Source organism: Rhizobium cerradonense (assembly GCF_030182455.1).
GTDB lineage: Bacteria > Pseudomonadota > Alphaproteobacteria > Rhizobiales > Rhizobiaceae > Rhizobium.
Window position 1 is genome coordinate 186,415 of sequence record NZ_JAQJCK010000004.1, and the last position, 12,287, is coordinate 198,701.

Annotated in this window: 12 protein-coding genes and 1 riboswitch; of the genes, 7 read left to right on the forward strand and 5 right to left on the reverse strand. The window is 59.9% G+C overall.

The window, feature by feature from the left end; all coding sequences use genetic code 11:
- Positions 1-25: 25 nt before the first annotated feature.
- From PH547_RS11510 to PH547_RS11525, 4 genes are all read right to left on the reverse strand, one after another.
- Positions 26-1,213, reverse strand: coding sequence for a vWA domain-containing protein (locus tag PH547_RS11510; RefSeq protein WP_104824804.1), 1,188 nt, complete (start codon positions 1,211-1,213; stop codon positions 26-28).
- A 2-nt stretch (positions 1,214-1,215) separates the two neighbouring features.
- Positions 1,216-2,142, reverse strand: coding sequence for a homoserine O-acetyltransferase MetA (metA, locus tag PH547_RS11515; protein WP_104824803.1), 927 nt, complete (start codon positions 2,140-2,142; stop codon positions 1,216-1,218).
- 47 nt (positions 2,143-2,189) lie between these two features.
- Positions 2,190-2,267: riboswitch (SAM riboswitch) on the reverse strand.
- Positions 2,268-2,345: 78 nt separating this feature from the next.
- On the reverse strand, positions 2,346-2,768 hold the full coding sequence (locus PH547_RS11520; RefSeq protein ID WP_104824802.1) for an NUDIX hydrolase: 423 nt from the start codon (positions 2,766-2,768) through the stop codon (positions 2,346-2,348).
- Positions 2,768-3,610 (reverse strand): AAA family ATPase, encoded by an 843-nt coding sequence (locus tag PH547_RS11525; RefSeq protein WP_104824801.1) that lies wholly within the window; start codon positions 3,608-3,610, stop codon positions 2,768-2,770. The genes PH547_RS11520 and PH547_RS11525 overlap by 1 nt, the downstream gene beginning before the upstream one ends.
- A 168-nt stretch (positions 3,611-3,778) precedes the next feature.
- Between PH547_RS11525 and PH547_RS11530 the strand changes: the two genes are divergently transcribed.
- Complete coding sequence (locus PH547_RS11530; RefSeq protein ID WP_104824800.1) at positions 3,779-5,632, forward strand: ABC transporter ATP-binding protein/permease; 1,854 nt, start codon at positions 3,779-3,781, stop codon at positions 5,630-5,632.
- Positions 5,633-5,763: 131 nt separating this feature from the next.
- On the opposite strand, the gene efp is transcribed toward PH547_RS11530, so the two are convergent.
- Positions 5,764-6,333, reverse strand: coding sequence for an elongation factor P (gene efp, locus PH547_RS11535; RefSeq protein ID WP_104824799.1), 570 nt, complete (start codon positions 6,331-6,333; stop codon positions 5,764-5,766).
- Positions 6,334-6,484: 151 nt separating this feature from the next.
- Between efp and epmA the strand changes: the two genes are divergently transcribed.
- The 6 genes from epmA to PH547_RS11565 all read left to right on the forward strand — a co-directional run bounded on the left by epmA (position 6,485) and on the right by PH547_RS11565 (position 12,277).
- Positions 6,485-7,549, forward strand: coding sequence for an EF-P lysine aminoacylase EpmA (gene epmA / locus PH547_RS11540; RefSeq protein ID WP_104824798.1), 1,065 nt, complete (start codon positions 6,485-6,487; stop codon positions 7,547-7,549).
- Complete coding sequence (locus PH547_RS11545; RefSeq protein ID WP_285168288.1) at positions 7,546-8,598, forward strand: lysine-2,3-aminomutase-like protein; 1,053 nt, start codon at positions 7,546-7,548, stop codon at positions 8,596-8,598. The genes epmA and PH547_RS11545 overlap by 4 nt, the downstream gene beginning before the upstream one ends.
- A 352-nt stretch (positions 8,599-8,950) precedes the next feature.
- A complete protein-coding gene (locus PH547_RS11550; protein WP_104824796.1) occupies positions 8,951-9,202 on the forward strand; it encodes an acyl carrier protein in 252 nt (83 codons plus the stop codon).
- Positions 9,202-10,395 (forward strand): acyl-CoA dehydrogenase family protein, encoded by a 1,194-nt coding sequence (locus tag PH547_RS11555; protein ID WP_285168289.1) that lies wholly within the window; start codon positions 9,202-9,204, stop codon positions 10,393-10,395. Before PH547_RS11550 ends, PH547_RS11555 begins: the two co-directional genes overlap by 1 nt.
- 5 nt (positions 10,396-10,400) lie before the next feature.
- Positions 10,401-11,309: an amino acid--[acyl-carrier-protein] ligase gene (locus PH547_RS11560; protein ID WP_104824794.1), complete on the forward strand. Its 909-nt coding sequence runs from the start codon at positions 10,401-10,403 to the stop codon at positions 11,307-11,309.
- A gap of 8 nt (positions 11,310-11,317) precedes the next feature.
- Positions 11,318-12,277 carry a DUF1839 family protein gene (locus PH547_RS11565; protein WP_285168446.1) on the forward strand — a complete coding sequence of 320 codons (960 nt, stop codon included), beginning with the start codon at positions 11,318-11,320 and terminating at the stop codon, positions 12,275-12,277.
- The last annotated feature ends 10 nt before the right edge of the window (positions 12,278-12,287 follow it).

Here is a 12,287-nt window from a genome sequence, read left to right on the forward strand (position 1 = left end):
AAGCAGGCAATCAATGTAGATTGTCTCAGCGGGACAGTTCCTTCGTCGCCCTCTCCAAACCACCAAGCGTCAGCGGGTACATCCGCTCGGCAAGCAGACGGCGGATGATTGAGATCGAGGTGGTGTGGGTCCAATAGTTTTCGGGCACGGGATTGAGCCAGACGCATTTGCGGAAATGGCCGGTGATACGGCTGAGCCAGGCTTCGCCGGCCTCCCTGTTCCAATGTTCCACGGAGCCGCCGGGATGGGTGACCTCATAGGGGCTCATCGAGGCATCGCCGACGAAGACGACGCGATAGTCGGGACCGAAGGTGCGGATCAGGTCGGCCGTTGCGGTAATATCGGCGCGCCGGCGGCGATTGTCCTTCCATACGCCTTCGTAGAGGCAGTTGTGAAAATAGAAATATTCCATGTGCCGGAATTCGGCGCGGGCGGCGGAGAATAGTTCCTCGACCACACGGATATGATCATCCATCGAACCGCCGACATCGAAGAACATCAACAGTTTGACGGCATTGCGCCGCTCCGGCCGGGTCTGGACGTCGAGATAGCCGTGCTCTGCGGTGGAGCGGATCGTTCCGGAAAGATCGAGCTCTTCGGCAGCTCCTTCGCGCACCCAGCGGCGGAGCCGTTTCAGCGCCACTTTGATGTTGCGGGTGCCGAGTTCGACGCTGTCGTCGAGATTTTGAAATTCGCGGCGGTCCCAGACTTTCGCCGCCTTGCGGTGACGGGACGCGTCCTGGCCGATGCGCACGCCTTCGGGGTTATAGCCATACGCGCCGAACGGCGACGTGCCCGCCGTACCGATCCATTTCGAGCCGCCCTGGTGCCGGCCCTTCTGTTCGGCAAGACGCTGACGCAGCGTCTCCATCAGCTTTTCGAAGCCGCCGAGCGCCTCGACCAGCTTCTTTTCCTCGTCCGTCAGATGTTTTTCAGCGAGTTTGCGCAGCCATTCCTCGGGGATCGCGACCTGCTCGGCCGGCGGCGCATCGCTGCCGACCGCCTCGACACCGCGGAAGTAATCGGCAAAGACCTGATCGAAACGGTCGATGAAGCGCTCGTCCTTGATCAGCGCCGCACGGGCCAGATAGTAGAAGGCCTCGACGTCGTAATCGGCGATCCCTTCTTCCATCCCCTCCAGAAGCGACAGGAATTCCCGGAGCGTCACCGGAACCTTCGCTTCCTTCAGTTTCAGGAAGAAGGGAATGAACAAGCTCAGAACCTCTCTTGGCCGATCTCCTCGAGATCATAGGGCGTGGTCTGGTAGATCTCGTTGATCCAGTTGCCGAAGAACAGATGCGCATGGCTGCGCCAGCGGTTCTGCGGCGCGATTTCCGGGTCGTTATGCGGGAAATAATTGTGCGGCATCTTGATCGGCACGCCCGCGTTCACATCCCGAAAATATTCGTCCGCCAGCGAGGTGGAATCATACTCCACGTGATTGAACATGTAGAGCCGGTTGCAGGCCTGCTCGTGGACCAGACAGACGCCCATCTCGCTGGAGTCCATCAGGATCTGTAGCCCCGGCACCTTTTCGATGTCGGCACGGCGCACTTCCGTCCAGCGCGAGACCGGAATGGCGAAATCATCGGAGAAGCCGTTGAGATAGACCGAGGACGGCTTCAGGTTTTGGTGGCGATAGACCCCGAAGGCTTTTTCCTTCAGCGTATATTTCGGCACCCTATGGAAATGATAGGCAGCCGCCATCGCGCCCCAGCAGACGTTCATTGTGGAATGGACATTGGTCGCCGTCCAGTCGAAGATCTGCTGCATCTCGTCCCAGTAGGTGACCTCCTCATAATCCAGCAGCTCGATCGGCGCGCCGGTAATGATGAAGCCGTCGTATTTGCGGTGCTTCACCTCCTCCCAAGTCTGGTAGAAGGCGAGCAGATGCTCTTCCGATGTGTTCTTGGCCTTGTGGCCGCCGACGCGGATCAGCGAGAATTCCACCTGCAAGGGCGAGGCGCCGACAAGGCGCGCCATTTGCACTTCGGTCTTGATCTTGTTCGGCATGAGGTTGAGAAGCCCGATCTGAAGGGGGCGGATATCCTGCCGGATCGCCACCGTTTCGGTCATCACCCGCACACCCTCGCTCTGGAGGGCTTCGAACGCGGGCAGCGTATCGGGAATCTTGATGGGCATCGTTATCACTCGACAAAAACAAAAAACCGGCCGCGATAAGAATCGCTACCGGTCCGCACGCGGCCCTTTAGCGACTTTTTTAACGTGGCTGCAAGCCGGCCGGCCAAATCACCACGGGAGAAATTCAATAGACCTGCTGCCCCTGCGGGTCAATGGGCAAGCTTTTCCGGGAAAAGCGGGCGGTTGCGTATGTCGGTTGTCGCCTACAGATGACCAAGGAGCGCCTGCATGCCATAGCCGAGGCGTAGCCTGGCGTCCTCGATCGGCAGCCAGAAGAAACGGAAGCCAATCGGATCGCCGCCGCCGAACGGCGTCATTTCATAGTGAAGCCAGGTGGCGGGCGCCGTCTCGGAGATGCGGCAGCGGAAATAGTGCCGTTGGTGATGGTGCTGGCGCCCATCCTTTTCGAACCGATAGTCATGAATGCCGAGCGGATGGAGTTCGTCCGGCGCAAAACCGGTTTCCTCCTCGAATTCGCGCGCCGCCGCCGTTGCGATGCCTTCGCCGGGTTCGACAGTGCCGCCGGGAACCTGGAGTTCGACGGTGGGAAAATCCGGCTCGTCGAATACCAGCAAATGCCGACCGCTCAGCGCGTAGATCAAGACCTTCACGGCATCCGGCTGCATCATTTCCCCTGCCCGCGCGCCATGAAAGCAAGGCGTTCGAAGAGATGGACGTCCTGCTCGTTCTTCAGCAAAGCCCCATGCAGCTTCGGCAAGACGCTCTTTGCGTCGCCGCGCAGCGTGGCGGGATCGACGTCGTCGGCGACGAGGAGGCGGATCCAGTCGAGCGCTTCGGAGGTGGAGGGTTTCTTCTTCAGCCCCGGCACATCGCGGATCTCGAAAAATTGGGTGAGGGCCGCCCGCACCAGTGTCTGCTTGATGCCGGGATAGTGCACTTCGACGATGCGCGTCAGCGTTTCGGCGTCGGGGAAGCGGATATAATGGAAGAAGCAGCGGCGCAGGAAAGCATCCGGCAGCTCCTTTTCATTGTTCGAGGTGATGATGACGATCGGCCGGACGGCGGCGCGGATCGTTTCGCCGGTCTCATAGACATGGAACTCCATGCGGTCGAGTTCCTGCAGCAGATCGTTCGGGAATTCGATGTCGGCCTTGTCGATCTCATCGATCAGCAGCACGCATTTCTGCGAGGCCGTAAATGCCTGCCAGAGCTTGCCTTGGCGGATGTAGTTCCTGACGTCATTGACGCGCACGTCGCCCAACTGGCTGTCGCGCAGGCGCGAGACGGCATCATACTCGTAGAGACCCTGCTGCGCCTTCGTGGTCGATTTGATATTCCACTCGATGAGGTCGAGACCGAGGGCTGCGGCGACCTGACGAGCCAGTTCCGTCTTGCCCGTCCCAGGCTCGCCCTTCACCAAAAGCGGTCGTTCCAGCCGAATGGCGGCGTTGACGGCGACCATCAGATCCTTGTCGGCGATATAGTCCGCGGTGCCCTGAAATTGCATTGGAAGGCTTTCATCAATCTTTCGGGCGCAAGCTATCCCTTGGCCTAATTCGGTTCAAGGCGTGAAACGGTGTATATACCGAACGTGATCACGCTGATGTATCGCATGGATGGACATGTGAGCAGGTCATGATTAACTGAGGATTAAGTGCGTCGCAGGGAAGTGTTGATGGCAGTTGAAACGCAAGCCAAGCCGAATAATGAGGGAGCGGACCGGGTCGGATACGACTTCAGCGTTCTCTATCGGCTGCGCATGATGTTTTCCGCCTTTTGGAATTCGGCGGTACGCATCAAGATTATTTCTCTTACGATTGCTTTGTTCGCGATTATTCTTGTCACGGCCTATGTCCAGGTTCTGCTCAACAACTGGAATGCGCCGTTTTATGATTCGCTGGCGCGGCGCGATACGGGAGCGTTCTTCCATCAGCTCGGCGTCTTCGGCATTATTGCCGGCCTGCTTTTGGTCCTCAACGTCGTGCAGGCATGGCTCAATCAAATGACCGCGCTTTATATGCGCGAGGGCCTGGCGCGCGATCTCGTCGACCAGTGGCTGCAGGCCAAGCGCGCGCTTCGTCTGGCCTCCTCCGGCCTGATCGGCGTCAATCCGGACCAGCGGCTGCACGAGGATGCGCGTAATCTTGCCGAAAGCACGACGGGCCTTGCGATCGGTCTGGTACAGGCGACCATCCTGCTCCTGAGCTTCATCGGCGTGCTCTGGGAGCTGTCCAGCGGCATGGTCTTCAATTTCAAGGGCATGAGCTTTTCCATTCCCGGCTACATGGTCTGGGCGGCAATCATCTATGCCGGCTCTGCCTCGTTCCTGAGCCAGCTCGTTGGCCGCCGGCTGGTGCGGCTGAATGCCGACCGCTATTCCAAGGAAGCCGAGCTGCGCTTTGCCCTGATGCATGCCAACGAGCATATGCCGGCGATCACCATTGCGGGCGGCGAGGAGAATGAGCGCCGGCGGATCAATCTCGATATTTCCGCCGTGCTTGCCGTCATCCGTCAGCTCGCCATTGCCAACACCAATCTCACCTGGGTTTCGGCCGGTTATGGCTGGCTGGTGCTGATCATTCCGATCCTGGTGGCCGCGCCCGCCTATTTCTCCGGCGGGCTGACCATCGGTCAATTGATGGTGGCGGTCGGTGCCTTCAACCAGGTCAATACCGCCTTGCGCTGGTATGTCGCCAATTTCGGCCCGATCGCGGAATGGCGCGCCACGCTGATGCGTGTCACCGATTTCCGCCAGGCGCTGACCGAGATGGATGACGGCAAGGTCATGCCGCATACCATTGCTTTCGACCATGCTGCGCCCGGTGAAATGGTCTGGACGGATATGGAGATTTCCACCAAGACCAGCGAGGATATCATCGAGAACGGCTTCCGTATCCGCGAGGGCACGGTGACGATTGCCGCCGGCGAGCACATCATGGTCAACGGCGACCATGGCGTGAACCGCAGGCTGCTGTTCCAATCGCTGGCGCATCAATGGAATTGCGGCTCCGGAAAGATCAGCCTGCCGCTGATGGAAGACATGCTGTTCATGCCGCACACGCCCTATGTGCCTGGCGGTACGCTACGCGAAGCGATCAGTTTTCCCGAGGATCGGGATACCTATGACGATGCCGCCGTCGAGGCTGCGATGGACAAGGTCGGCCTCGGCCGCCTGAAGAGCCGGCTCGATACGCAGGCGCGCTGGGACCGGCTCCTTGACAATGACGAGCAAAAGGCGCTCGCCTTCGCGCATCTGCTGCTGGCGCAACCGAAATGGATCATCCTCGATGAAGTCATGGAAGGGCTGGAGCCGGATATTCAGGCCAAGTTCTCGGCGTTGCTGACGGAGTTCACTGACGCCACCGTGATTTATATCGGCCGGTCCGAAGCCTATCTTCAGGCAATGTCGCCACGCGTCCTGCATCTTCAGGCGCTGGTGCAACATGAGGAGGTCGTTGCCGCAGTCGTGCCGCGGGCGGCGGTGGTACCGGACGTAAGCCCCAAGAGGGCGAATGGGCCGTCGCGGTAGCTTTGTGGCGGAGCCCTATCTCGCCCGGGCGAGATAGGCCCGAATTCGCTCAGCATGCGAGATCATGCACAAAACAAAAACGCCCCATCCGTGAGGACAGGGCGTTTTCCGTGAAACGATAGGCTGATTCCTCAGTCCTTGGCGCGCTCGACGTAGGAGTTGTCTTCCGTGGCGATGACGACGCGGGTGCCGGCGTTGATGTGCGGCGGAACCATGGTGCGTACGCCGTTCGACAGCATGGCGGGCTTGTAGGACGAGGATGCCGTCTGGCCCTTCACGACCGGTTCGGTCTCGGTGATTTCCAGCGTGACATGGCGCGGCAGTTCGAGTGCCAGTGGAACGCCTTCGTGGATCGACAGGATGCAGGTCATGCCTTCCTGGAGATAGGCCTTTTGGTCGCCCATGGTCTCGACGTCGACGACGACCTGGTCGTAGGTGGCCGGGTTCATGAAGTGGAAGCCTTCACCGTCTTCGTAGAGGTACTGGAAGTTCACGTCTTCGACGAAGGCGCGCTCGACCTGCTCGGTGGTGCGCCAGCGCTCGGACACCTTCACGCCGTCAACGATGCGGCGCATGTCGACCTGGGTGACCGGCGTGCCCTTGCCCGGATGAAAGTTCTGAGCGGTGAGAACGACGTAGAGTTTGCCGTCGACATCGAGAACGTTGCCCTTGCGGACTGAAGAGGCGATGACCTTGACCATAAGACTTCCTTGTAACGCTGCCCTTTGCGTCGTAGAGGGACTGTCGAAATGCACCTCGAGACGCAGCTATTGTTTGCTTGGGGGCGCAAGTACCCTAAATCAGCAGAAATAGCCACCCCCATCCCCGGCGATCCCGAGAAGAAAGCGCGCAATGGAGCCAACGAGCAGCAAAGCGTCCCCCTGGTGGACCCGCAGCGTGCACGCGGACCGGCGGCCGTTCCTGATTGGCCGCAATGCCATCCAGGCGGCGCTGCGTGAATTCTTCATCCGCAACGGTTTTATCGAGGTCGACACGCCAACGCTGCAAGTATCGCCGGGCAACGAGGCGCATCTTCATGCCTTCGCCACCGAGGCGCTGACGACGGACGGCCAGAAGGCGCCCTTCTATCTCCACACCTCGCCGGAATTCGCCTGCAAGAAGCTGCTGGCTGCCGGCGAGGAGCGCATTGCCTGTTTCGCCCACGTTTATCGCAACCGCGAGCGCGGTCCGCTGCACCATCCGGAATTCACCATGCTGGAATGGTATCGGGCGGGCGAGACCTATGAGACGCTGATGGCCGATTGCGCCGCTCTGCTGGCGCTGGCGGCGAAGACGGTGGGGGCAAAGAAACTCAGCTATCGCGGCGCCGAAACCGATCCGTTCCTCACACCGGAGCGTATCAGCGTCGCTGCGGCCTTCGAACGTTATGCCGGGATCGACCTGCTCGGTTCGATCGGTCTCGACGGTTCGACGGATCGTGAGCATCTGGCGGCCGAGATGCGGCGTGTCGGCATGCGCGTTGCAAACGACGATCACTGGCCCGATCTTTTCAGCCGCGTGCTGGTCGAGAAGGTCGAGCCCTATCTCGGCTTCGGCCGGGCGACGATCCTCGACGAATATCCGGTCTCGGAGGCGGCTCTTGCTCGGCCTTCGGCTAGGGATCATCGGGTGGCCGAACGCTTCGAGCTCTATGCTTGCGGTGTCGAGCTCGCCAATGCTTTCGGCGAACTCACCAATGCCGTCGAGCAGCGGCGGCGGTTCGAGATCGAGATGGCCGAGAAAGCCCGTATCTATGGCGAGACCTATCCGCTGGACGAGGAATTTCTTGAAGCTCTCGCAGCCATGCCGGAGGCGAGCGGCATAGCGCTCGGCTTCGACCGGCTGGTGATGCTAGCGACCGGGGCCTCGCGGATCGAACAGGTGCTCTGGGCACCTGTTTCGGAGTTCGGTTCATGAATGTGATGCGCCCGATCAGAAATGTCGACGACCTCGAACAGGCCGGTCTGATCGATGCGGGTGAGGCCCTTTCGCTGCAGTCGGTGGCGGAGCGTTACGCCATCGCACTGACGCCCACCATGGCAAAGCTGATCGACCGCAGCGATCCCGCCGACCCCATCGCCCGGCAATTCGTGCCCGACACGGCTGAACTCATCGTCACGCCGGAAGAGCGGGCCGATCCGATCGGCGATCATGCCTATAGCCCCGTCGAAGGCATCGTCCATCGCTATCCTGATCGCGTGCTGTTGAAGGCCGTGCATGTCTGCCCGGTCTATTGCCGCTTCTGTTTCCGCCGCGAGATGGTCGGGCCGCAGGGACTTGGAACGCTGGATGCGGCGGCACTTGATGCCGCCTTCGCCTATATCCGCGATCACCGGGAGATCTGGGAGGTCATCCTGACCGGCGGCGATCCGCTGGTGCTGTCGCCGCGCCGGCTGGAGGAGATGCTCAGTGTGCTCGCCGATATCGATCATGTGAAGATCGTCCGATTCCACACCCGTGTACCGGTCGTCGATCCGCTGAAGATCGATGGAGCGCTGATTGCGGCGCTGAAGGCGAGCGGCAAGACGGTCTATGTGGCGCTGCATGCCAACCATCCGCGCGAGCTGACCGGCGAGGCGCGTGCGGCTTGTGCGCGGCTTGTCGATGCCGGTATCGTCCTGGTCAGCCAGTCCGTCTTGCTGAAGGGCGTCAATGACGATCCGGATGTGCTGGCGGCGCTGATGAAGGCTTTCGTCGAGACGCGGATCAAGCCCTATTACCTGCATCACCCCGATCTTGCCCCTGGCACCAGCCATTTCCGCCTGTCGATAGCGGAGGGGCAGAAGATCGTCGCTGCGCTGCGCGGCCGCATTTCCGGCCTATGCCAGCCCACCTACATCCTCGATATTCCAGGCGGCCACGGCAAGGCGGACATCGGCAGAAAAGCCGTCCGCGAACTCGGCGAAGGCTGCTATTCCATCTCGGACTATCGCGACGGCGAGCATATCTATCCGCCGGAGGGATAGTCTGTTCCCGAGCGGTTTCTGCTACTTCAGGATGTCTGAGGCGCCGTGTTTGTAAATGAATTTTGCTGGAAAATTGGCGCATTAACCTTGCGGCCAAGTACCATTTTTCCGCACATCCTTCGCTGCATATTTTAGAATTGTAAGATATCACCCTGCAAACGACAGCTTACATGGCTTAAATATCGTAAATTTACTTTAGATAAATCTAAAGTATAAGATTTTCTTGCTAAGTATAGCGTGGTTATATTTACCACGTCGCTTAGCGGAATGTTCTATTTTACCTGTTACTTCTCGGCTCAGGATAAGACGGCGTTGCTGCCGTCGTGTTTGCGATTGCCTGGAGGGACTACAGATGAATGAGACGATTCGCGATTTGCTGGCCAAGTTTGGTGCGCTCCCCGTTACGATGGATCAGATTGCCGACGATGCCGATCTCTACGCGGCCGGGCTGTCTTCCTTTGCGTCGGTGCAGCTCATGCTTGGCATCGAAGAAGCTTTCGACATCGAGTTTCCCGACAACCTGCTGAACCGCAAATCCTTTGCCAGCATCGTCGCCATCGAAAAGACGGTCGCCATGATCCTGGATAGCCGAAAGGTTGCCTGATGAACGTTGCGGTCGCTTTGGTTGAAGCCGGAGCCGGAGATACGGCGGCGGTGCGCGCCGCGCGCGTTGCGGCAATTGCCGGCAAATATGCTGATGCAGTCGACGCCGAAGGTCGATTCCCGCGCGAGGCCGTGGATGCGATGCGCGCCGAAAGGCTGCTGTCGATCCAGATTCCCGCCGATCTTGGCGGCGAGGGTGCTTCGACAACCGAAATAGCCGAGCTCTGCTCCATCCTTGGTCAAGCCTGTGCGGCCAGCGCCATGGTTTTCGCCATGCATCAGATCAAGCTGTCGAGCTTGGTCGAGCACGGTGCCGGCAGCGACTGGCACTGCGATTTCATGCGCCGTATTGCCAAAGAGCAGCTTCTGCTGGCATCGGCGACGACGGAAGGCGGCATTGGCGGCAATCTCCGCAACAGCATCTGCGCCATCAAGGTCGAAGGCGACCGCTGCTTCCTGGAGAAAGACGCAACCGTCATCTCCTACGGCGCCCATGCCGATGCGATCCTGATTACCTCGCGCAGCCATGCCGAGGCGGCCTCTTCCGACCAGGTACTGACGGTTTTCCTCAGGGATCAATACACGCTGGAGCGCACCGTCGAGTGGAACACGCTCGGCATGCGCGGCACCTGCTCCGACGGCTTCCTCTTCAAAGGCGAGGCGCCGGCCATGCAGATCCTGCCGAAACCGTTTGCCGAAATTGCCGCGCAATCGATGCTGGCAAGCTCGCATCTGCTCTGGAGCGGCGTTTGGTACGGTATCGCGGCCGATGCGGTGGCCCGCGCCCAGGCTTTCGTGCGCGCCGCGGCCCGCAAGTCGCCCGGCACGCAGCCGCCCGGCGCGTTGCGGCTGGCGGAGGTCTCCAGCCTGCTGCAGATGGTGAAATCGAATGTCGTGGCCGGTCTGAAAGTCTATGAAGAGGCCAAGGCCGATGCCGACCGGCTCTCCTCGATGGCCTTTGCCGTCGCCATGAACAACGTAAAGATCGCGTCGTCGGAAATGATCCTGCCGATCATCAACCACGCCATGCTGATCTGCGGCATCATGGGCTACAAGAACGGCACGCCCTACAGCCTCGGCCGCCATCTGCGCGACGCGCATTCCGCTCAACTGATGATCTCGAACGACCGCATTCTCGGCAATACGTCGACCATGCTGCTCGTCCATAAGCAAGATACTAGCCTGTTAGGGTAACCGTCATGGATATGCAGACCTCGTTTCTCGACCGCCTTTTTGAATCCGGCCTTCTGATCGACACCGGCATTGATGGCCTTTATGGCCGCAGTGGCCAGTTCGAAGACGTCATTTCCGCTTTCGAACGGCTGATCGACAAGTTCGGCGGCGCCGATGGTGCTGAAGCCATCCGGTTTCCGCCCGGCATGAACCGCGCCTTCTTCGAAAAGAGTGGTTACATGAAGAGCTTCCCGCAGCTTGCCGGCACCGTGCACAGCTTCTGCGGCAACGAACTCGACCATATGAGCCTGCTGAAGTGCATGGAAGTCGGCGACGACTGGACGAAGGACCAGCAGGCGACCGATATCGTGCTGACGCCGGCCGCCTGCTATCCGCTCTATCCGACGGTTGCCAAGCGCGGCGCATTGTCCGACGACGGCGCACTCTTCGACCTGCAGTCCTATTGCTTCCGTCATGAGCCCTCCAAGGATCCGGCTCGCCAGCAACTGTTCCGCATGCGCGAATATGTCTGCATGGGCAGCGAAAAGCATGTGACTGATTTCCGCCAGAGCTGGATGGATCGCGGCGTCGAGATGATGAAGGCTGTCGGTCTTGAGGTAACCATCGACGTCGCCAACGACCCATTCTTCGGCCGCGCCGGCAAGATGCTCGCCAACAATCAACGCGATCAGAACCTAAAATTCGAGCTGCTGATCCCGATCACCTCCGTCGCCAAACCGACCGCCTGCATGAGCTTCAATTATCATCAGGACGCTTTCGGCGCGAAATGGGGTCTGAACTTTGCCGACGGCAGTGTCGCCCATACGGCCTGTGTCGGCTTCGGTCTGGAGCGCATTGCGCTAGCGCTGTTCCACACCCATGGTCTCGATACCAAGGAATGGCCCGAAAGCGTGCGCAAGGCGCTGTGGGGCTGATCGCTTCCATGGCTGCCGTCTTTCAGGGACTGGATCCCGCCGCCTATAAGCCACATGCGCTGCACGACAGCGAGCGCATGTGGCCGGAAACCAATTGCTATATCGATCTCTGGATCGAGGTGCTTTCGAGCCTGAAACTGCCGCCGGAAGCCATGCTCGGCTTCACGATGCGCCAAGATTTCGAGGGGGACCAGTTCACCTTCTTCAAGGTGCCGCTCGAAGATCTCGAGGCACTCTACGGCATCCGCTGCACCGAACTGGCAATCTACGACAAGGTCCAGCACCATGTCGCCGAGCAGATCGGCCGTGGCCGGCTCTGCCTCGTGGAGATGGATTCCTTCTATATGCCGGACACCCAGGGTGTCGGTTACCGCCGCGAGCACGGCAAGACGACCGTCGCCATCAACAGGCTGGATATGGCGGGCCGCGAGCTCGATTATTTCCACAATGGCGGTTTTTTCCGGCTGTCGGGCGAGGATTTCGACGGGTTGTTCCAACTGCATCTGGGTGACGAAGACCTGCCCTTCCTGCCCTATACGGAATTTGCGAAGTTTCCCGAGAATGCGCCGGGTGGCGCTGCCATCCGGCAGACGTCCCGGCAACTTCTGGCCTTCCATTTCCGCTGTCGTCCTATGGCCAATCCCATCCGTGCCTTCGCAGCGGTTTTCCCGGCGCAGGTGGAAGCGGTGGCCGAGCGGCCCTTCGGCTTTTTCCATAAATATGCCTTCAATACGCTGCGTCAGCTCGGCGCCAATTTTGAGCTGGCAGGCAGCCATCTCGACTGGTTGACGGGAGAATTTTCAGCGGCTGCCGGCGAGGCGCGGCGAATTTCGGAAGTGGCGAAATCGGTGCAGTTCCAGCTTGCCCGCGCCATAACCCGCAAGAAATTCGAGCCGCTGCGGACGGCCCTTGATCCGGCCGCGGATGCGTGGGATTCCATGATGGGGCTGCTTGAACAAAAGCTTTAGTTACACATGA